This window comes from Caballeronia sp. A2-2, assembly GCF_057612605.2.
On the sequence record NZ_CM172588.1, the window covers coordinates 225,206 to 245,573 of the forward strand.

Here is a 20,368-nt window from a genome sequence, read left to right on the forward strand (position 1 = left end):
GGTTGGCGGTTTTGCGTCCCTGACAGGGGGCTTTCGGGGACACTCCGGGGACTATGTGGGTCACAGTGCCCACTAAGGGCCCATGACCTCTACCTTGCTCAGCCTGCGTTTCGCAGCGTCGTACTCTGTGTGTTCCCCTTCGTCCGGCACCTTGTCGGTGAGCTCTTAATCTCCCAAACGGCAACGTCGTAGAGTCGTTGTCGATCCTCGCCGCTCGAAATCATTCGCGCCTTCACGGAAACGGTGAAAAATCAGCGTGTGATAGCTCTCAACCGGTCCACTCCGACAACCGAAACAAAGCCGCTTTTTTCAGAATCTGATATTGGTCAGCATTGCGCCGATGCAAACGGTGCCGATTCGTGACAAATCAGACGAGGGGTGAGGAATGAAAAGATCCGGCACCGCAATGTTCGGCACCCTGTTATTGCCATTGACGATGGCTCTAGTCCACGTAGCGTCGGCGGCCACGCCTGAGAAAAAAATTTCGGCAACCGAACTTGCCGACCGTACCGTCGAACGTCGTGCCGTTGAAGCTGTTTTATGGGGGATGCCGGCTGTCAACTTTGAATTGATGCTTCAGGCGTTACAGAAGCTGCACGGCACGTCTAATCAAGTTGCATATTGGTCTCGTCCGGTGGACTGGAAAAACCAGACGCTCACGCCGAATCCCGACACCATCTACCTCATGCCTTTCTATGACGTGCGCAACGGTGCAATGGTGCTCGAAATTCCACCAGCAGACGACGGGTCGATCACCGGCAGCATCGACGATAGCTGGCAGAACGCGCTTGTTGACGTAGGTCCGGCCGGTGCAGACAAGGGAAGCGGCGGCAAGTACCTGATTGTGTCGCCTGACTTCAAGGACACGATTCCCAAGGGCTATACGGTAGTTCGTTCGGATACTTACCGAGGCTATGCACTTCTGCGGTCCAATCTGAAATCCGGCAGCGACGATGCCATCGCCAAGGCCGTCGAGTATGGCAAGCGGATCCGGTTTTATCCGCTCGAGGGCGATTCCGGACAAACGAAATTCGTCGATGCCTACGGTCAGATGTTCGACGCCACTATCCCTTACGACGCACGTTATTTCGTAACCCTGAATGACTTCGTACAGGCAGAGCCTTGGCTGACGCGGGACAAAGTCATGATAGGCATGCTCGATTCGATTGGCATTCAGCAAGGCAAGAAGTTTTCGCCTGATGCAAAGACCAAGAGAATATTTAATTCTGCCGCGCGTGAAGCCCGGGCATCGCTTGATGTGCAATACGAGAAAGTCTTCGTTCCACCATTCAACGCGGGCTCGCATTGGGCGTTGCCGGCCTCGCGCGAGGTCGCCGAAGGGATGCCGAGCTTTTTCGACAAGCCGGACAGTTATCCCGTTGACGCGCGCGCCGTGACCTATTCGATGGCGTTTTTCAGCGCAAAACAAATCGGCACCGGCCAGTTCTACCTGATGACGATCAAAGACCGTGACGGCAGGTGGCTCGACGGACGCAAAGCCTATCGTTTGAACGTACCGGCGAATGCTCCGGTCAAGCTGTATTGGTCGGCCACTGTCTATGATGGTCTCACCCACGCATTGATTCGCCATTCACGTTGGTCGAGTCGCTCGTCCAACACGCCTGGGCTGCAGAAGAACACGGATGGCTCAGTAGATATCTATTTCGCACCTGTCGCACCGTCTGGCAAGGAATCGAACTGGATTCCGACCCATCCGAGCGGCCGCTTCGAAGTCCTGTTTCGTCTTTATGGCCCCGAGAAACCTTTCTTCGACAAGATCTGGAAGCTGCCGGATATCGAATCTTTGAAGTAGCTGGCATTGGCAGGCAGCAAACGACAATGGAGAAACCGATGCTGAAGCGCGGCCGCATCACCATGGCAATTGTCCTCGCTATCATGTGCAGTCCAATCGTTCGGGCACAGCAGGTTGCAACGCCCCGACTGGCATCGGAAGTGCCCGGTACGCCGGCGGGAACAGTAATGACCCGGGAATACGTGGCTGCGGTCGGTCGCATCGCATATATTTGGGGTTGGCCGCTCGTGAGCAATTTCAACCGGTCGCTGGGAATGAAGGATTTGCCGGAGCGGGGTCGAGTAGGTGGGGTGGTGCCGGCTGCGCCTCCGAATCACATCTCCATGCTGACCGACTATATTGATGCTGCCGAAAACTACGTGACCTGTCCTAACCAGGATACGGTCTACGGTGCCGGCTATATGCGTCTCGATGTGACGCCGATCGTCATTCAGGTGCCGGATTTCGGCGACCGTTTCTACACCTACCAGATCACGGATGGCCGCACTGATTCGCTCGCCAGCATCGGAAAGCAGCATCACACCAAGCCAGGCTTCTACCTCCTGGTTGGCCCGCATTGGACCGGCAAAAGGCCTGCTGGCATGAACGCTGTCTATCGATCGCCGACCGATCTTGTAGCCATTGTTCCCAGAGTATTTCAGGACGACACACCCGAGGACATAGCTGCGATCCAGCCGTTGCTCAAGCTGGTACAGGCGTATCCGCTTAGCCAGTTCACAGGCAAGATGCAGATCAAAAACTGGAAAAACACGCCTTCTTTCCCTGCGCCGTCGGCGGGAGGCGCGGGCGAAGTCAAATGGGTCGATCCCGAAAAATTCTTTGACGAGTTGCCGGACGTGATGAAGATGATTCCGCCGCTGCCCGGCGAGGAAGCCCTGTACGGCATGATCGATTCAGTGCTGAAAGCCGCGTCGAAAAACCCCGAACTGAAGGCGTCGTTAAAGCAAGCTGCCGTCGCGACAGAGGCCGATGTTATCGCGCCACTCTTTGAATTCCACAACAACGGCCGACCGGTGGGACACGGATGGACGTCTCCTCCCAACGGTGCACGGTGGGGAACGGATTATCTTTCACGGACGGCCACCGCGAAGTCAAACATGTACGATAACGCGCCCGAGGAAACGCGATATATCTACACGGACTTCGACTCCAACGGCCAGCGTCTGAATGGCGCGAGTCGCTACACGGTCACGTTTCCGAAGGGGAAACTTCCTCCAGTCGACGGATTCTGGTCGCTAACGCTTTACAACAGTGAGCATCTTTTCGAAGCGAACCAACTGAATCGCTTCTCGCTCGGTACCAAAAGCAAAAATCTAAAGTACAACCCGGACGGCTCGCTCACGCTCTATTTCCAGCACGATTCACCCGGGGCACAGAAAGAGGCGAACTGGGTTCCGGCACCCAAGGGTGCGTTCTCGCTCTACATCCGGTCATACTGGCCTCGGCGGGCGATTCTTGACGGCTCATGGTCTCCGCCACCGGTCACGCGCGCGGATTAGTCGATTTCTTTAAGTGATGAGCTTGAGTCGCAGCAACGAAGAAAAGCGGCATTCAGCTGATTTCCAGCCACAGAGGAGCCTTTCCAACGTCTGCGGGACTGTCTTTCATGAACGTCCCTTGGCGGGTGAGCACCGACGCGAGACGGACGACGTTCGTAGTTACTTTCTCAGTTGCTCACGCTTATCTAAACAGCCGTTCGCGCTCGCTGATCAGCATGAGCCTGCACATGTGAATGCCGTCGTGCCAAGAAGCGGCTACGGTCGCTTTGCGGTACGCGCCAACGGCTGGGTGCGCAACGTGATCGTGCGCGTCTCCAAGGTGCGCGACCTCGGCTAGCTCGACCGCTACACCTTCTACGAGCACCGCAAACCGTTGCTGGCCGCGCCGCCGGATGTAATTCGCGTCGATGAAAAGCATCTGCGCGAGTATTACGTCGCCAACGTCTGCGGCGTGATCTTCACGACCAACCATCTCACCGACGGGCTGTACCTGCCCGCCGACGATCGCCGCCATTTCGTCGCGTGGAGCACGGCCACCGCTGCCGAGTTCAGTGAGGACTACTGGCGGGCGTTGTGGACCTGGTATGGCGAGGACGGACACGGTCATGTGGCCGCATGGCTGCGCGCCCGCGATCTCTCGGGCTTCGATCCGAAAGCGCCGCCCCCTCATACGCCCGCGTTCTGGACCATGATGTAGGCGGGCGACGCACCCGAACGCGGCGAGATGCGCGACCTCGTCGATCTGCTCGGGAATCCCTCTGCACTCACGCTCGACGATCTCATCTCGGGCGCCATGCGTCACAACCCGCGCTCGGTGGAGACGGAACTGGCCGACCGTCACAATCGCCGTGCCATTCCCCACCAGATGGAGCGTGCGGGCTATACGCCGGTCCGCAACCCGGACGCCGATGACGGTCTGTTCCGCGTATCAGGACGGCGCGTCGTGGTCTATGCCCAACGCGCGTTGACCTTCGCCGAGCAGGTGCGCGTGGCCCGTGAGCGCATGAAGGTCGGCAGTCTTCCCTGAACCCGGCGTTAGTGACTCCGCTGACTCACTGACGTCCCTTCGAACGTTAAGAACGTGCGATCAAAGTCGGGTCCGCGCTCGAGCGCATCCGCGCAACCCGCGCCGGTGCTGGGCGGGCCGTGGAAAAACTTCTCGACAGTCAGGGCGTGTGGCGCAGACTCGACAGTGGACAACGCTGGGGACAACGGTGAACGAGCGCGCAAGCGTGCCCATGCGTGGAAAGCGCGCAGCGGCGGCAAAGCCGTGTGTGGGGCGGGTGCGGGGTCAAGCGAAATTGTTATGCACTGCTGCGGAGTCCGACACCGGAGTTTTCGTAAAATCAAGTCGCGCGGTTGTGTCGTATTCTGTTGTGTCCGGCGCGTGGTCGCGCTGGAACAGGAGCTTGGCAGCTCCTAGTATTGTCGTCCCCGGTTCGCCTGCGCAAAGCAGGCGTATGCCGGAAGACCCCGCACGCCTTCCCCAATTGGAGACGTCGTGATGCTCCTGCTCGCCTATGGGCGGAACATGGTAGGGAACCCGCAAGGGTTTCCGGTTATGGTCATTCTCCCGGTCTGCCGACCTTGTCAATGTTCCGCCCGCCCCTTCGTCTGAGAGCGAGGGATGCGGTGCCGGGCCTTCACAGGAACGCGATCCGTGGCACACAACAACACCATCGGCAGCATCCGGGCAGCGTCTCGAAGTCCAACGCATTGGAACCACCATCGCGGACCCGCACCCGGTCATCCTCTTTGGCGTCGCACAGACGCTCAAACACCATCCTGATATTGATCTAGTTGGCGAAGCGACATCGTTCGTCAATCTCTTTGAAGTGCTCAAGCAGCACGCGAGCGATGTGCTCGGCATCGATTTGAGCCTCCCCGGTGGTCCGTATGACCAAGGACTGTTCAATCACCTCCAATTTCATTTTCCCAACATCGAACTCGTCGTCCACAAGAAAGACTCCGTGACCGAGATCGCTCAGGCAATCCGGCACGTCGCACGCGGCCAGGAACACTATGGATCGCGCGTCAAGGCCGTGCTCGAGCGTTGCAATTGTCAGACGGTCTGAGCTGAATCTCGCTTCAGCTCAACTGACTCCAGGCTGCGATCAGTCTTGGCTCGTCAGACGGAGGCGGTAAGCGCCTGTTTTAAGCCAGAGGATTCCGATTGTTACCAGTAGTTATTTCGCGCGTAAATAGCGGTCCTTCGCTTCGCGCGTGACCGGCATTCTCAAAGATTTAAGAAATATAACGAAATGATTAAGCATTCCTACAGGCTAATTTTCAATCGCGTGCGTGGCGTGCTGGTAGCGGTCGCTGAGTTTGTGTCGGCGCACGGTAGCGGAGCAGGGAAGCAAGAAGACGTTACACGGCGCACGCCGGCCGGTTCAATCGGTGCGCCGGTTGTGAGCGCACTGGCCTGGGCTGCCATCGTGCTGCTCGGCGCGGCGTCCGGATGGGCGAACGCACAGGTGGTCGCAGCACCTGGTTCCGGTGCGCAGGTCATTCAAACTCAGAATGGTCTGAATCAGGTGAATATCGCAAGACCGTCTGGCAGCGGCGTGTCGCTTAACACCTATTCACAGTTCGATGTGCCAGCCAAGGGCGCGATTCTCAATAACTCGCCCACCAATATCCAGACTCAGCAGGCCGGGTTCATCAGTGGCAACGCGAATCTGACGCCGGGCAATTCGGCCAAGATCATCGTCAATCAGGTGATGAGCAATGCGCCGTCCCAGTTGCGGGGGTATTTGGAAGTCGCGGGCCCTCGCAGCGAAGTCATCGTTGCTAATCCGTCGGGGCTGGTGCTGGATGGCGGAGGCTTCATTAATACGTCGCGCGCGATTCTCACGACCGGCACGCCGAACTTCGGCGCCAACGGCAGTCTCGCAGGCTTCAGTGTTACCGGCGGCGCCATCACCGTGCAAGGCGCGGGGCTGAACGCGACCAATGTCGATCAGGTCGACTTACTGGCGCGCGCCATTCAGGTTAATGCCGCGATCTACGCGAACAATCTGAACGTCGTTGCAGGTTCGAATCAGGTTGATCACGACACACTTGCTGCGACGCCGATTGCCGGAAGCGGTGCAGCGCCATCGGTCGCGATCGATGTGAGCGCGTTGGGCGGCATGTACGCCAATCGTACGCAACGCAATGGTTCGAACATCACGGCGGGCGGCACGACGTCGTTCATCGCCAAGGGGAACAGCACGGCGGGAAGCGGCAACGTGACGATCGCGGGTTCGAATGTGAACGCCAGCGACGTGGTGCTGGCCGCGAGCAACCAGGTCAATCTGGTCAACTCGACGGACACGGATTCGAACCGCAGCAAGAACGAATCGAGCAGCGGCAGCATCGGCGTGTTCTACGGTTCGTCGGGGTACGGCGTGGAAGCGTCGGGCAGCCGCGCGCACGGCAATGCGAATTCTGATTCGACGGCGCAGAACAATACGCACATCAGTGGCACGAACAGCGTGAGCATTGTGTCGGGTGGCGATACGAACATCAAGGGCGCGACGGTCAATGGCGGGCAAGTCTCCGCGTTGATCGGCGGCGATCTGAACATCGCGAGCGTGCAGGACACGAGCCAGAGCGCGGCGCATCAGGAGAGTCAGAGCGCCGGGGTGAGCATCAGTCAGGGTGGCGGCAGCGCGAGCTACAGCCAGCAGAAGGGCGATGCGCATGGGGATTACAACGGCGTCGAGGAGCAGAGCGGCAACTACCTCGACGATCTGACCATCGGCAGCCGCTACACGGTGCGTGGCTTCGACGGGGAACAGATGCTCGCGGCCGAACGTGGCTTCTACTGGCGCAACGAGTTGCAGGCGCCGGTCGGCAAGACAGGGCAGACGCTTTACGCTGGCATAGACTACGGGCGCGTATTCGGACCGAACACGACGTTCTTGGCCGGCACCCAACTCGTGGGCGCGGTGATCGGAATCCGGGGTGGCATGCCTTCGAAGTACGTCGGTATTAGTTATGACCTTTTCGCGGGTACGCCAATTTATAAACCGTCGGGATTCCCGACCTCACGTGTGACGGTCGGGTTTCAGGTAACAGCGCAACTTTAAGAACATGATGTCGCGCGTGCTGCCGGATGGACAGCGGAGAAGGGGGCGCCGTTTCCGCGCGGTTTGCGAGGCTTGCAAGCTCAGGAACAATGCCGGGGACAGTCGAGGGGCACTCAGGGGCACGAATAGATTCAACCCCTTTGTTTATCAAACACTTGGTGCCCCTGTATGCCCCGCCATGTCCCGTTCGCAGGGGTTCGAATCCCGCCCGGCCCACCAACACTTATTTAAAACTATCAAAGAGTTGGCGGTGTTTACGTGCCTGACAAGGGGCTTCTGGGGACGATGTGGGGCACAGCGTCCGCTAGGCAGCAACGACTTCTCTCCATCTTGCTGGCTGCAACAATTAAACTCATCCTAATCTAACGCGAGTATTGAGTAAGTTTCTCGAACGCATTGAGTGGGTCACTTCTCTGGCATAAACCCGCAATGTAGATTGGGGGTGACATATTCCGCCCTCGCGAGTGTGTTTTCCAAGTGCCGAGTTCGCCCACGCGAGCCAGCCCGCGCAGGCTCGGCGCGAAGCGGCCCGTACCCAGGGCCGATGAAGCACCCCCGCTGACCCGTGTGCTCGATTCGATGGCGATCTGGGGTACGCGGTTCGAACGCCATGCGTTGGCGTGCAACCGACCAAATTGACCCGGCACGGTAGACGAAGCACTGAACAATTCCTACGTAAAGGATAAAGGGATTCCGACTAAGGCTTAAAAACCAGTTGCTCGTGCCATTTCAGGTATGGCTTGAGATCATCGAAATCTCGTAACCGCAGCCGTGTTTTTGGATCGATGCAAAAATGTCGCTGGTGTGCGATCGATATCTGCGAGCTGATGCGAATTTGGAAGTCTTCGTCGAACGTGATTAGGCCGCGATCAAAGAGACGGTCTAGAGTAGGGACGAGCAATAAGCCATTTGATACGCTGATCCGCTCATCAGCCGTATCGCACCTGCTCCACGGCTTGATGTGGCTCGCAGTGAGCACCTCTTTCATTGAGACCTGCGTGACGGAACAGCCACCCCAGCGCTCGAAAAGGGCATCCCGGTAGGGTCCTTGGCCGACACGCGCTTTGATGACCGCGTCACGTTCGGTTTCGCTTAAATTTCGGATTAATTCCTGGAGCAGCGAATCGTCTCCAAGATCGGGAATCTCTGGGGACGCGTCGTCTATTTCGCGGGTGGGCGGATGTTCTCCCCGCACGATTCGATATTCTCCACCTCCGACGATCGAGAAGTCGTAGTCGTGAATCCACCAAGTTGCGGGGTCTAGTTCTCGCGCCGAAACAGTCGATGCGCGATCGGCATTTGTCTCATCAACATCGTCGCCGTCCAAAAGGATCAGTCGCACTGGTCGTTTGAGCTTGTATGCTGCTTGAACCGCGAAGTCGAGATCACGCGAGCGCCTGGTCCAGGTACGCAGACGATTACGTACCTCACTCCGGCGCTCGCCTCTGTCGAGATCCAGAAGTCGTTGACGGTATGCCCTATCGTTTCCGATATAAACGACCCCGTCTTCTTTGATTGTCAAGCCGTCAAACCATATGCAGGCGACGAGCGATTCGCTCTCGCTGCCCGGAAAAGCCCAAGCTGTGTTCCGCGAGATGTTGTCGTTCGGATTGGCGATGACTTCGCCGTCGTTCTTTACGTCCCAAGCAGAGACGTCGTGACCAGCTTCGCGCACGTCTTGGCCTGATTGCTCAGGCCGTCGAGGCGCTGGTGGCGCCGGACGAAGCCGAGGAAGTCAAGCGCGTCGCGAGGGCCCTCCTGGCCCGCCTCTATGAACTCATGGACGGCGTGGACTGGCTGCGCGGTCAGGAAACGCGCGGCGCGGTGTGGTTGGAAATCCGACAGCAATTAAACGATTTGCCCCAGCAACCTTATCCAGATGCCTTATGGAATGCGAAGGTCGGCCGGGTGTGGAGTTTCGTCGCGCGACGTTATGCCGGCGAGGGCGCTCGTATTCACTCATTCCTCAAGTTTTCTTTGGCGCCTTTACCTCATGCTTCTGCCAATACTGAAACTCATCTTCATGAATTTCATATTCGAGTTCATCTACGCGCTGTTGAAGCCGTTCTTGTACATCCGCGACTGCCTGGTTATAGATAGTAGGACCAATCTCCTCGAGAAAGAAGCCAAGCAATGCGCCAGCGGCAATGTTGCCTATGCGCTGCTCCATGTTTTTTTCGAAATACTTCTGGATCGAGGCGATTGCATCGGCGCGGCTTTCTTTAGCAGCCCGTTGAAATATCCCTGAATGAACGCGCGCTCGTTTATCCGCAAGAGCTAGCACGATGCAGTGTTTCAAATGAATTGACGCCAACTTTTCTTTGATTCATCTGCTGCCAATGCCGCTTTGCTTCTCGCTTACGTTTTCAAGCTGCCCGAGCAGCAAGCGTTCGCATGCGGGTCAAGTTGTACGCCACCTGAGTCAGCAGAAAAAGTTGGTCGACTCGCTTCAGACCTCGATACATCGCCTGCCGAATCCGCCCGACGGTCTTGCCCCATCCGAACACCTGCTCGATGCATTTGCGTTTGCACTGACTCATTGCATAGCCGGGCCATCGCGTGGTTCGAGCGTCGATCGCGGAACCGCCCGCGCGTGCATCGTTTTGCGCCACGTGCGGTGTCACGTTGTTCGCGCGACACGTCGCCACGAAGCCAGCCGTATCGTAGTTCTTGTCGGCACCGACCGTTATGGTCGTACCGGCACATTGCGCAGCATCCGCAAGCATCTGCGCGGCAGCGTCGCGTTCGGCCGTGCCGCTGGCCTGCGTGACCTGCGCGTTGACCACGAGACCATGCCGGTTATCGGTCAGCACGTGACCCATGTAGCAAAGCACCGCGCCCGTGCCACGACTCTTGCGGAACAGTCGTGCCTGATTGTCCGTGCTGGATTCGTGTGTGTCGTTGCTGCGTTTCTCGCCGCGCCAGTTCTCCTGCGAGCCGTCTCCGCCCTCAGGCGGCGAATCGTCATCCGGTTTCGTCTTGGGCACGAAACTCTTGTGCCCCGCCCACGCCTGAATGAGCGTGCCGTCGACGCTGAAATGCTCGCCCGACAGGTGACCTCGCCCGCGCGCCGTCTCGACAGTCTCGTTGAACAGGCTGACCATGACATCGTGGACCATCAGCCGGTCGCGGTTCTTGCTGAAGGTGGAGTGGTCCCAGACCGCATCGTCCATCGCCAGTCCGACGAACCATCGAAACAGCATGTTGTAAGAGATTTGCTCCATCAGCATGCGTTCGCTGCGAATCGAATACAGCACCTGCAACAACAGCGCGCGTATCAGTTTCTCCGGCGCGATGCTCGGGCGACCGCCCTTGGCCTCGCTCTCGTACATGCGCGAAAACACCGCGTCCATGCGCGTGAGCGCCTCGTTCAGCCACAAGCGAATGGGTCGCAGCGGATGATTGGCCGGAACGAAATCGTCCAGTCTGGACATCGTAAACATCGATTCGGTATAGCCGTCGGGGCCGCGCATCGCTTTGGTCTCTGTGTCGTTCGATTCTTTAGATCAACGTTTCTGCCTTGCGTATGGATGACTCGGGAGGAGGGTATTTCAACAGGCTGTTAGTCAACTCAATGGTCATGGCGTTCGTTCTCGGCAAAAGAATCGGCTGGCGCACTGTCAGTGAGATTCCCGGACAGCGGCGAAGCGATCAGCAAGCTCGCTCGAATCGCCGCCGGGAACCCGAATCTGCCGATAGCATATCCGAACGTGCACAGCTCACATCAAGCGTTATTGCTTGACCAATTGACCGTACGCAATCCGCAGACCGTCCAGATTCTTCACGTTATACACAATCGTTCTTTGATAACCATTGCTGCCTTTGATCGGCAAAAACACAATGGCGGCGTTACCCGTGAAGGTCATCCCGGCGGGCATGGCGCAGAGCGAGTCTTTTGCCGCGCTCATCGTCACCGAATACATGTTGTGATTGGTTCCGGGCACGGCCAACGACATGGTGCCGCTGACAGTGCAGCCGCTCAGTTTGCCGGTGAAAAAGCCGCCGCTCGAGATGGTCATGAAAGTCGAGGATTGCGACCACGTGCCTTCAACGCTCTGCTGCGTGACGCTGAGCGCGTTCGCCGGATCATAGGTCAACGAAATATCGGTGGAGACGCCATCGGCGACGTAACTTCCCGTGAAGGTCTTTTGCGCAGCGTAAGCACCGCTTCCTGCCGTGGTCGGATAGGCAAACGCACCCCTGCCGAACGACCATCCCGATGTCAATGTCCACGCCTGTGCCGTAGACGAGATGACACCATAGAGTTCACTGATGACAAAAGAACCGAGCGCATTCAAGGTCGAGATGTTGCCCGTCGAATCGACCAGCGCGACGCTGTAATTAGCAATCGATGACGATGTCCAGATGCCTTCGGCATTGGTTCCCGTCAGTGCCGTCGATCCCGCTTGAGGCGCGGCGAGGCTGGGCAGCGATTCCCCCGCCGTCACCGGCGACGAAGCCGCCGAAGGCGCGCTTGCGCTGCTCGGCAATTCGGTCGATGCAGTGGTCGACGATGCAGCGCTCGGCGCCGCCGCATTGGACGCAGGACTTGCGTTGCTGGCCGTTGCGCCTGTGTTACCCGACTGATCGGAACCGCCACCGCCGCCGCAGGCGGAGAGCAGGAAGATGCCAGTCAAAGTCAATGCCAAAGCTGCGTTTTTACCAAAAGACATGTTCATTCTCTATGACTAATTGTTGCCAGAAGGCCGCGATTATCAAGGAAGACCGCCTTTCATATTGTCAAAAAATGGGTGTTATCCTTCGCACCGTCTTTGACAAAAGGCGCCCGCAAATCGATTCGATTGAGATAAGACTTTGAGAAAAACTGTATCCGACTTACTCGCGCGCGAAAGCGCCGACTGGTATCACCGTGGATTGATCGATGCGAATCTATCCGAGCGGCTGGGACATCGCTACGCTCGCCATGACGTGGCGTTTTCACGCTTGACGGCGTGGCTCGGGATGGCTGCCATTCTTCTTCTGGGCATGGCCATGCTCAGCTTGATTGGCCTCTCGATACATTCGCCGGTCGTCGGCGGTCTATTGCTGGGCGCGATATCCGCAGCGTTTTGCCACTTTGGCCTCAGGATGGCGACCGACCCGGCTCAGCGGCATCCGGTCACGGGCAGCGCGCTCGTCACAATCGGATTGGCTGCGGCCTATGGAACGATGGTGCTCCTATGCGCCGCGATCAGTGAACCCCTTTTATTGAAAGCGATCTTCTTCTCGCTCATGACGACAGCAGTGTTAGGCGCGAGCATCGCTTATATGCGGCACCTGCGCTGGCCGCTGCTTTTAGCATTGCTTTGCATGTTTCACGGCATCGGTGCATGGCATCAATATGCATGCAATGGTCAATACTACTTCGCGATCCAGGATCCTTCCATCATGGCGCCGATCGCCGCTCTATGCGCGCTTTGGGGCCTCTGGCATCAGCATGCGGAGCACGCTCGATTCGAACGCTTCGCTGGCTTCGGAAGGCTCTATGTGATTTTCGGGCTGCTCTATCTGAACTGTTCGCTCTGGTTGATCACGCTCGATCTCGATGACAAGACGAACGCACTCGCCGCGCTAGCGCTTTTCACGATCAGTTGCATCGCTCAGATCGTATTGGGTGCGCGTCTCAAGGAAAGCAAACTAATAGGCTTCGGTATCGTTTTTCTCGGTATCGATCTTTACACACGTTTCTTCGAGCATTTCTGGAATCGCCTGTCGATGGGCATGTTCCTACTGCTCGCCGGCCTGAGCGGTGTGTTGCTCGGCTGGCTGTTCGAACGACGCGCAGGAGCATTCACGCGATGAATCACAATAAGGCAGTACGTCTGGAACTGGATCAACTCCTGAGAGAAGGCATGCTCGATGGTTCGACGCACGACCGTCTGGCTCAGCTCTACATAACCGATCGCTGGGACTGGCGTTCGCTAGGCCGCTGGTTTTTGATCTTTGGCGCGATCAGCGCCGCCGCCGGCGCGTCGATCCTTTTGCATGAAGTGTTCGTATTCACGCTCGCTCATCTCGCGTGGGGGCTGATATCGACGGCCGTTGGATTATTCGTGGCGGGCTGGAAGCTGCGGCAGCGATCATGGCAATGGAGCGGTCAAGTTGCGGAACTGCTTGGCGGATTCGCGCTGATCGGATTGAGCTTCGTGGTCGGAATGATTTATTCCAACGGTTCTGGCAATTGGCCAGCGCTGTTGCTCATCGATCTCGTCGTTCTTTTGATATTGAGTTATGCGCTGAGCAATATTCTGCTGCTTATCCTTTCCGCCGTGGTGTTCTTTGTATGGTTTGGCGGCGAGACGGGCTACGACTCCAACTGGGGCGTTTACTGGTTCGGCATGAACTACCCGCTGCGTTTTCTTGGCGCGTCGTTACTCATATGCGCGCTGGGCGTTCTTCATCTTTACCCTGAGCGCAATCCGCTCACACGTTGGCGAACCTTCAGCAAGGTATGGATCTCATTTGGCTTGTTCCTGATCGAGATGTCATTGTGGCTGCTCTCCATTTTCGGCAACGTCGACTTCTTCGCTGGCTCAAGCGAGAACGAGCTTATCGCCTTCAATGTTTTGTGGGCGATGTTCAACGTGGGTGTCGTCTATGTCGGTAACCGGCGAAGCTATCGCATGCTGACCGGATATGGCGCGACGTTTTTCGTCATTCAACTCTATACGCTGTTTTTTACCTATGTCGCGGTGTACATGGGTTGGTTGCTCAGCGCGACGTTTGCCGGCGGTTCGGCTTTGGCACTGGCTTTCCGCATGGAGAAGATGCGTCGCGATCGTCCGGCGCAGCAATGACAGGAACGGGGGCCGACTCGACGTCGGCTCCCATCGAGGTCAAACCTTCCTGACAAACTCCGTCTTCAAACTCATCGCGCCGAACCCGTCGATCTTGCAGTCGATATCGTGATCCGCGTCCACCAAACGAATATTCTTGACCTTGGTGCCCATCTTGACGACACCTCCGCCGCCCTTGAGTCTCAGATCCTTGATGACGGTGACGGTATCGCCATCGTGAAGAACATTGCCTGCGGAATCGCGATAAACCTTTGCTTGAGGTTCAGAAACGGCATCTGTCTGCGCGGACCATTCGTGCGCGCATTCGGGGCAGACATACATGTCCGCATCCAGATAAGTAAATGCCGAGTGGCATTGTGGACAAGAGGGGAGAGTGCTCATACGTCATTCCTTGATGCCTTGCGGCGACTTGAAGGCGGGCAGTATAGCGCCGTCGCGCACGCACCCATACAGCCCCGTCTATACAAACCATAAAAAGCTTTTGCTGTTGTCCGCCCTGCATCTCCCGCACCATGGATCGGTTCGGCCAAAACAACTTGGAGCGAGACATGGCAACCACGGAAGTAATCAAGCGCTACGATCTCCTGATCAATGGCGAATTCGTCCCTCCGTCCGAAAACGCGTACTCGAATGACCTCGATCCCGCCACCGAAAACACCATCGCATACGTGGCGCAAGGCACGGCGGCCGACGTCGATCGTGCGGTCATCGCGGCACGCGCCGCGCTCAAGCCGTGGAATGCGATTCGCGCTGCAGAGCGTGGCCGCATCCTGATGAAACTCGCCGATCTGCTGCGCGAGAATCAGGAGGAACTCGCTGCAATAGAAAGTCTCGACGGCGGCAAGCCGATCGCCGCCGTGCAACGTCAGGACGTGCCCGCCGCCATCGATACGCTCGCCTATTACGCGGGCTGGTGCGACAAGATCAACGGACAGGTCGTGCCCACGCGTCCCGATGCGCTCACCTACACCGTGCGCGAACCGGTCGGTGTCGTCGCGGCCATCGTGCCGTGGAATTTCCCGCTGATGATCGGCATGTGGAAGATCGCGCCCGCGCTCGCCTGCGGCTGCACGCTGATCGTGAAGCCCGCCGAGATCACGCCGCTTTCCGCGCTGATGATCGGCCGCCTCGCGCTCGAAGCAGGCGTGCCGCCGGGCGTGCTCAATATCGTGACGGGCAAAGGCTCGGTCGTCGGCGACGCGCTCGTTGCGCATCCTGGCATCGACAAGGTGACGTTCACGGGGTCGCCATCGGTCGGGCGCGGCATTCTGCAGGGCGCGGCGGGCAACTTCAAGCGCGTGACGCTGGAACTGGGCGGCAAGTCGGCGAACGTGATTTTCGCGGATGCCAATATCGACGCCGCCGTGCGCGCGGCGGCATCCGGCATCTTCTTCAACGCGGGTCAGGTCTGTTCGGCCGGTTCGCGCATTCTGGCGCAGCGCGCCGTGTATGACGACGTGGTCGAGCGCCTTGCCCAGCGTGCGAAGACGATCAAGCTAGGCGATCCGTCACAGCGCGAAACGAACATGGGTCCGGTGATCTCGTCGAAGCAGATGAAGGCCGTGCTCGACTATGTGGACATCGGCCGGGAAGAGGGCGCGTCGCTCGTGACGGGCGGGCGGCGGGTGGGCGAGCGCGGCTTTTTCGTCGAGCCGACGGTGTTCGCTAACGTCGAGCACGAAATGCGCATCTCGCAGGAGGAAATCTTCGGCCCGGTCGCAAGCGTGATTCCTTTCGACGACGAAGCCGACGCGCTGCGCATCGCCAATGGCACGGCTTATAGTCTGGCGGCGGGCGTGTGGAGCGCGGACATCGGACGCGTGCATCGGATGGCGGCGGGGTTGAAGGCGGGCACGGTCTGGGTCAACACTTACGGATATACGGACGTGCGGCTTCCGTGGGGCGGCAGTGGCGACTCCGGCTTCGGGCGCGAGCACGGCGATGTTGCCATCGAAAACTTCACGGAGGCGAAGGCGGTGTGGATCGCGTTGACGCCTTGATAACAAATACAAAGGGCGGCCCTCGAAAGGACCGCCCTTTAAACAAAAGATTCAGACACGTGCAGCTACCTCTCCACGCGCGCGCCACAACCGCGCGCGCTGCGTGCTGTCTTCATACTGAATGGTGTTCTGCCGGCACGCCTCGATCATGGCTCGCTTGCGCTCCACAATCGCCCCACACAAAAATTCCGCGCTATACGCCTTCAGCAAATGCGGCGCGTGCGTATCGATGAAAAGGGCGATCTTCCCGTAATCGTTATCCGCCGACGCCAGCGCGCGATAAGTCGCCGCATCCCAGCGAAACATCAGGTCGAGTTCTTCGAAAGCCGTGTTGAATGCGCAGACTTGTGCGTGCACTTCGCGGTCGTCGTGAGTTGCGTGGATCATGTTCGTCTCCTGAGTGGGCGTCGGGGCATTCACGCAGGATAGAAAAATCGATCCATACACGATAGTTAAAGTTTGTTCGACTTATTATTCTCTATCGTTTATAGATTCGGTTTACCCGTATTGGCGACGATATGCGTGATTTCCTCGATTTGCGCCGCGCCTTCATCGACGAGAAACTCCTTGAACGCCAGCGCCACCGGCGGCAGACGTTTATTGTTCCGATGGACGACGAACCAATTCAGCATGACCGGAAACCCTGCGATATCCAGCACGGCGAGCTTGCCGACCTGCAACTCCATGCTGATCGTATGCGCCGACAAAAAGCTCAAGCCCATGCCGGCGATCACGGCTTGCTTGATCGTCTCGGTACTCGTGATCTCCATCGCGATGTTGAGGTTGTCCAGCCGTCCGGCGAAACCTTCCTCCATCGAATTCCATGTGTCCGAACCACGTTCGCGCACGATGAACGGTTCGCGGGCAAGCGCTTCGAGCGGCACATCCTTCTGGCCGACGAGCGGATGATCCGGCGGCGCGACGATCACATAGGGATGCGGCGCGAAGGAGATATTCACGGTGTCCATGTTGTGCGGCGGGCGGACCATGACCGCAAGGTCGGTGAGATTGTCTGACAGTTGATGCAGCACTTCCTCGCGGTTATGGACAGCGAGATTGAGGCGCACGTCGTCGTTGCGTCGCGTGAAGGCGGCGAGCAGACGTGGAAAGAAGTAATCGCCCGCGCTGATGACCGCGACATTGAGCGTGCCGCCGGAGATGCCCTTGAGGCGCGCCATGGCGTCGTCCGCTTCGCGGAATTGCTCGAGGATGGCGCGGCTGTAATGAAGCATCTCGTTGCCGGCGGGCGTGAGGAAAATCTTCTTGCCGAGCTGTTCGAACAATGGCAAGCCAGCATGTTCTTCGAGCTGCTTGACCTGCGTGGAAACGGCGGGCTGCGTGAGATAAAGCTCTTCGGCGGCACGCGAGAAACTCAGCCGGCGTGCCACGGTTTCGAAGATCTTGAGCTGGCGCAGCGTCGCATTTCTTAGCACGGCAACCCTCATCCATTCACGATTGTGAATTTATACAATAAATTTTCCTAACTTTCCTTAATCGTTTTTCTCCCTCACGATGCTTTCATGCCCCCAAAGTAGTCGCGCTGTAAGGGGGATGCCGGCAGATGGTAAGGCGCGTTGCCGCGTCGCCCGTCCGAACACATTGGGAATCGCCCGACATGATGTTTCGATCGCCTGACGCGAATGTCTGCCCGATGCGCCACTCCGTCGCCCTCACGGATCAGCGGCGTCACGCCCACGCCGCCAAGACCGAGCCTTTCCCCTGACCGACCGCCACGCCGCCGACGCTCCGAACAGGAGCCGGTGATCTCGCCGCACATCAGGCGCCGCACGAGCGCCCATACCGATAAATGGAGACAGACATGGCAAGCGCAGACACGATCGCGTCCGGGCGACCGCAGCAACCGCACGGGCGTCATCACAACAGATGGGTGCAGCTGGCGATCGGCATCGTCTGCATGGGGCTGGTCGCCAATCTTCAGTACGCGTGGACTTTGTTCGTCGTCCCGATGGATGCCAAGCACCATTGGGGGCAAGCCGCGATTCAGACTGCGTTCACTATTTTCATCGTCACGGAGACGTGGCTTGTGCCGGTCGAAGGCTGGCTCGTCGATAAGTTCGGGCCGCGTCCGGTGGTGATCGGCGGCGCGGTGTGCGCGGCCATCGGCTGGGTGATCGATGCGCATGCGACGAGCCTCATGCATCTGTACATCGCGGCGGTGGTGGCGGGCGTGGGCGCGGGCTGTGTGTACGGCACGTGCGTCGGCACGGCGCTGAAGTGGTTTCCGGACAAGCGCGGTCTTGCTGCAGGACTCACGGCGGCAGGCTTCGGCGCAGGTGCCGCGATCACCGTCATTCCCATCTCCAACATGATCCAGCGCTCGGGCTACGAGCAGGCGTTCATGTTCTTCGGCATTTTGCAGGGCGTGTGCATTTTGGTGCTGGCGTTGATGCTCGTCAGGCCGAAGCCGCCTGCGCATATCGTCCCGGCAAAACGCGTGGTCTCGACCAAAATCGATTACACCACCGGTCAGATGGTGCGCGTGCCGATCTTCTGGGTGCTCTACGCGATGTTCGTCGCCGTCGCCGCGGGCGGCGTGATCGCGACCGCACAGTTCGGCCCCATCGCCAAGGAATACGGCTTCGCGAAGATGCCCGTGAGCCTGCTCGGCGTGACGCTGCCGCTACTCGCGATGACGCTCTCCATCGACAATCTCTGCAACGGCTTCACGCGTCCGCTATGCGGTTTCATCTCGGACAAGATCGGTCGCGAGAACACCATGTTCATCATCTTTCTCGGTGAAGGCGTGGCGCTGTTAGGTCTCATGCAGTTCGGCCACGACCCGTATCTGTTCATGCTGTTCGCGGCGCTCACGTTCCTGTGCTGGGGCGAGATCTTCTCGATCTTCCCGGCGACCTGCGCGGACACTTTCGGCAGCAAATACGCCGCAGCGAACGCGGGCACGCTCTACACCGCCAAAGGCACCGCATCGATGCTCGTGCCGCTTGCCTCGGTGCTGGCGAGCTTCGGCTCGTGGAACGTGGTGTTCATCACGGCGGCGGTGACCTCGATTGCGGCGGGCCTTTGCGCGAAGTTCGTGCTTGCGCCGATGCGAAAGCGCTGGATCGAAAACACGGTCGAGCAGACTTCGAGCGAGTCGTCGATCAATGCATCGTTTCAGACCGGCTGGAGCGACGCGCAGCGCAACACGGCGCAATGAAGACACACACGGCGTCGCCGAGCGTCTCGCTGCATCAGTTGAGGTTGTTCGTCACGCTCGCGCGGCATTGCAGCTTCACGCGCGCGGGCGATGAATTCGGCATCACGCAATCGGCGGTGAGCCGTGGCATTCGCGAGCTCGAGGATGAGCTTGCGCTGCGGCTGTTCGATCGCACGACGCGTCAGGTGACGCTGACCGAAACCGGGCGCGGCATGCTCGCGCGTGTCGCGCCGCTGGTCGAGGAACTGGAAGCGGCGCTGCGTCCGCGCGAGGCGAGCCGATCCAGCGTGGTCACGCTCGCGACGAGCAGCGCACTGACCGCAGGCGCGTTGCCTTCGATGCTCGCATCGTGCGGCAAGAACCTGCCCGATATCACGGTGATTTTGCTGGATCGTCCGCAGCGCGCGGTGCTGCAACTCGTGCGCTCGGGCGAGGCGGATTTGGGAATCGTGATCGCGCCGGACGATCTCGACGAACTGAGCGCGGAACCGTTGTTCGACGATGGTTTTACGGCGGTGGTCGATCCATCGCACAGGTTCAGCGCGATGCAGCGGCTCGAATGGCAGCAGTTGTGCGGCTATCCACTTCTCCTCCTCGATGACGACACCGACAGTCTTGCCGCCATCGAAGCGGCGCTCGCGCTGCATGGGGTGGAAGGCGCGACGCATCAGCGTTTGACGCAACCGGCCGGCATCGCGCGCATGGCGCAGGCCGGACTCGGTATCGGCATCCTGCCGATGCACGCACGCGCTGCCTGCGATGGCTCCGCGCTCCACTTCATTCCCCTCGCGCCCGATGCGGCGCGCACCGTCATGCTCGTGCGGCGTCGCAGCCGCACGTTCCGCTCGAGCGCGGCGCAAGTGTGGGCGCAGTTCAGCGCGCACGCTTCGCTCGCGTTACAGGCCGTCGAAGCCTGATTCCTTTTCTGCTTTCTGAAGAACCGCATCCGGGTTTTCGCGGGCCTCATTCGCCTTGTTGTTCGTCTATACGGAATGTAGTATTTGG

General features: G+C 58.8%; 18 protein-coding genes and 2 pseudogenes. 12 read left to right on the forward strand and 8 right to left on the reverse strand.

Features of this window, described 5'->3' with window-relative positions:
* The first annotated feature begins 385 nt into the window (after positions 1-385).
* Genes ACZCWR_RS17255 through ACZCWR_RS17275 form a run of 5 tightly spaced genes read left to right on the forward strand, consistent with a single transcriptional unit; the run spans position 386 to position 4,339 of the window.
* Complete coding sequence (locus ACZCWR_RS17255; RefSeq protein WP_487304206.1) at positions 386-1,813, forward strand: DUF1254 domain-containing protein; 1,428 nt, start codon at positions 386-388, stop codon at positions 1,811-1,813.
* Between the two features lie 38 nt (positions 1,814-1,851).
* Positions 1,852-3,312, forward strand: coding sequence for a DUF1254 domain-containing protein (locus tag ACZCWR_RS17260; RefSeq protein WP_487304207.1), 1,461 nt, complete (start codon positions 1,852-1,854; stop codon positions 3,310-3,312).
* Between the two features lie 22 nt (positions 3,313-3,334).
* Positions 3,335-3,649: a hypothetical protein gene (locus ACZCWR_RS17265; RefSeq protein WP_487304208.1), complete on the forward strand. Its 315-nt coding sequence runs from the start codon at positions 3,335-3,337 to the stop codon at positions 3,647-3,649.
* A 36-nt stretch (positions 3,650-3,685) separates the two neighbouring features.
* Positions 3,686-4,009 carry a hypothetical protein gene (locus tag ACZCWR_RS17270; RefSeq protein WP_487304209.1) on the forward strand — a complete coding sequence of 108 codons (324 nt, stop codon included), beginning with the start codon at positions 3,686-3,688 and terminating at the stop codon, positions 4,007-4,009.
* Positions 4,010-4,036: 27 nt separating this feature from the next.
* Positions 4,037-4,339, forward strand: a complete 303-nt coding sequence (locus tag ACZCWR_RS17275) for a hypothetical protein (protein WP_487304210.1) — start codon at positions 4,037-4,039, stop codon at positions 4,337-4,339.
* Positions 4,340-5,108: 769 nt separating this feature from the next.
* On the opposite strand, the gene ACZCWR_RS17280 is transcribed toward ACZCWR_RS17275, so the two are convergent.
* On the reverse strand, positions 5,109-5,270 hold the full coding sequence (locus tag ACZCWR_RS17280; RefSeq protein ID WP_487304211.1) for a hypothetical protein: 162 nt from the start codon (positions 5,268-5,270) through the stop codon (positions 5,109-5,111).
* Positions 5,271-5,573: 303 nt separating this feature from the next.
* On the opposite strand from ACZCWR_RS17280, the pseudogene ACZCWR_RS17285 reads away from it, so the two are divergent.
* Both ACZCWR_RS17285 and ACZCWR_RS17290 read left to right on the forward strand, forming a co-directional pair.
* Positions 5,574-6,866 (forward strand): annotated as a pseudogene (locus tag ACZCWR_RS17285) (two-partner secretion domain-containing protein); the annotation flags it as partial.
* A 237-nt stretch (positions 6,867-7,103) separates the two neighbouring features.
* Positions 7,104-7,388 (forward strand): annotated as a pseudogene (locus tag ACZCWR_RS17290) (ShlB/FhaC/HecB family hemolysin secretion/activation protein); the annotation flags it as partial.
* Between the two features lie 697 nt (positions 7,389-8,085).
* Here the strand turns inward: ACZCWR_RS17290 and ACZCWR_RS17295 are convergent.
* The 4 genes from ACZCWR_RS17295 to ACZCWR_RS17310 form a co-directional block, all read right to left on the reverse strand.
* Complete coding sequence (locus ACZCWR_RS17295) at positions 8,086-9,063, reverse strand: HNH endonuclease (RefSeq protein ID WP_487304212.1); 978 nt, start codon at positions 9,061-9,063, stop codon at positions 8,086-8,088.
* A 291-nt stretch (positions 9,064-9,354) separates the two neighbouring features.
* On the reverse strand, positions 9,355-9,630 hold the full coding sequence (locus tag ACZCWR_RS17300; protein ID WP_487304727.1) for a DUF2164 domain-containing protein: 276 nt from the start codon (positions 9,628-9,630) through the stop codon (positions 9,355-9,357).
* Positions 9,631-9,754: 124 nt separating this feature from the next.
* Entirely contained in the window at positions 9,755-10,861 is a 1,107-nt protein-coding gene (locus ACZCWR_RS17305; protein ID WP_487302694.1) for an IS5 family transposase, read from the reverse strand.
* Positions 10,862-11,119: 258 nt separating this feature from the next.
* Positions 11,120-12,061, reverse strand: a complete 942-nt coding sequence (locus ACZCWR_RS17310; RefSeq protein WP_487304213.1) for a hypothetical protein — start codon at positions 12,059-12,061, stop codon at positions 11,120-11,122.
* Between the two features lie 142 nt (positions 12,062-12,203).
* Here ACZCWR_RS17310 and ACZCWR_RS17315 point away from each other — a divergent pair, with 142 nt between their 5' ends.
* Positions 12,204-13,190, forward strand: a complete 987-nt coding sequence (locus ACZCWR_RS17315) for a hypothetical protein (RefSeq protein ID WP_487304214.1) — start codon at positions 12,204-12,206, stop codon at positions 13,188-13,190.
* Positions 13,187-14,185 carry a hypothetical protein gene (locus tag ACZCWR_RS17320; protein ID WP_487304215.1) on the forward strand — a complete coding sequence of 333 codons (999 nt, stop codon included), beginning with the start codon at positions 13,187-13,189 and terminating at the stop codon, positions 14,183-14,185. The genes ACZCWR_RS17315 and ACZCWR_RS17320 overlap by 4 nt, the downstream gene beginning before the upstream one ends.
* A gap of 39 nt (positions 14,186-14,224) precedes the next feature.
* On the opposite strand, the gene ACZCWR_RS17325 is transcribed toward ACZCWR_RS17320, so the two are convergent.
* Positions 14,225-14,566, reverse strand: a complete 342-nt coding sequence (locus tag ACZCWR_RS17325; RefSeq protein ID WP_487304216.1) for a zinc ribbon domain-containing protein YjdM — start codon at positions 14,564-14,566, stop codon at positions 14,225-14,227.
* Positions 14,567-14,733: 167 nt separating this feature from the next.
* Here ACZCWR_RS17325 and ACZCWR_RS17330 point away from each other — a divergent pair, with 167 nt between their 5' ends.
* A complete protein-coding gene (locus ACZCWR_RS17330) occupies positions 14,734-16,185 on the forward strand; it encodes an aldehyde dehydrogenase family protein (protein ID WP_487304217.1) in 1,452 nt (483 codons plus the stop codon).
* Between the two features lie 51 nt (positions 16,186-16,236).
* Here ACZCWR_RS17330 and ACZCWR_RS17335 read toward each other — a convergent pair whose 3' ends face one another.
* On the reverse strand, positions 16,237-16,572 hold the full coding sequence (locus ACZCWR_RS17335; protein ID WP_487304218.1) for a hypothetical protein: 336 nt from the start codon (positions 16,570-16,572) through the stop codon (positions 16,237-16,239).
* A gap of 98 nt (positions 16,573-16,670) precedes the next feature.
* Entirely contained in the window at positions 16,671-17,618 is a 948-nt protein-coding gene (locus ACZCWR_RS17340; RefSeq protein WP_487304219.1) for a LysR family transcriptional regulator, read from the reverse strand.
* Between the two features lie 386 nt (positions 17,619-18,004).
* Here ACZCWR_RS17340 and oxlT point away from each other — a divergent pair, with 386 nt between their 5' ends.
* Together oxlT and ACZCWR_RS17350 are read left to right on the forward strand one after the other, a co-directional pair.
* On the forward strand, positions 18,005-19,363 hold the full coding sequence (gene oxlT, locus ACZCWR_RS17345) for an oxalate/formate MFS antiporter (protein WP_487304220.1): 1,359 nt from the start codon (positions 18,005-18,007) through the stop codon (positions 19,361-19,363).
* The gene (locus tag ACZCWR_RS17350) at positions 19,360-20,280 is read left to right on the forward strand and encodes a LysR family transcriptional regulator (RefSeq protein WP_487304221.1); all 921 of its coding nucleotides are present in this window, start codon (positions 19,360-19,362) and stop codon (positions 20,278-20,280) included. Before oxlT ends, ACZCWR_RS17350 begins: the two co-directional genes overlap by 4 nt.
* Positions 20,281-20,368 lie beyond the last annotated feature (88 nt).

Coding starts and splice junctions, on each gene's coding strand:
- ACZCWR_RS17335 (WP_487304218.1), bottom strand. CDS start 16,572: ATGATCCACGCAACTCACGACGACCGCGAAGTGCACGCACAAGTCTGC.
- ACZCWR_RS17275 (WP_487304210.1), top strand. CDS start 4,037: ATGCGCGACCTCGTCGATCTGCTCGGGAATCCCTCTGCACTCACGCTC.
- ACZCWR_RS17305 (WP_487302694.1), bottom strand. CDS start 10,861: ATGCGCGGCCCCGACGGCTATACCGAATCGATGTTTACGATGTCCAGA.
- oxlT (WP_487304220.1), top strand. CDS start 18,005: ATGGCAAGCGCAGACACGATCGCGTCCGGGCGACCGCAGCAACCGCAC.
- ACZCWR_RS17350 (WP_487304221.1), top strand. CDS start 19,360: ATGAAGACACACACGGCGTCGCCGAGCGTCTCGCTGCATCAGTTGAGG.
- ACZCWR_RS17260 (WP_487304207.1), top strand. CDS start 1,852: ATGCTGAAGCGCGGCCGCATCACCATGGCAATTGTCCTCGCTATCATG.
- ACZCWR_RS17330 (WP_487304217.1), top strand. CDS start 14,734: ATGGCAACCACGGAAGTAATCAAGCGCTACGATCTCCTGATCAATGGC.
- ACZCWR_RS17310 (WP_487304213.1), bottom strand. CDS start 12,061: ATGTCTTTTGGTAAAAACGCAGCTTTGGCATTGACTTTGACTGGCATC.
- ACZCWR_RS17320 (WP_487304215.1), top strand. CDS start 13,187: ATGAATCACAATAAGGCAGTACGTCTGGAACTGGATCAACTCCTGAGA.
- ACZCWR_RS17255 (WP_487304206.1), top strand. CDS start 386: ATGAAAAGATCCGGCACCGCAATGTTCGGCACCCTGTTATTGCCATTG.
- ACZCWR_RS17325 (WP_487304216.1), bottom strand. CDS start 14,566: ATGAGCACTCTCCCCTCTTGTCCACAATGCCACTCGGCATTTACTTAT.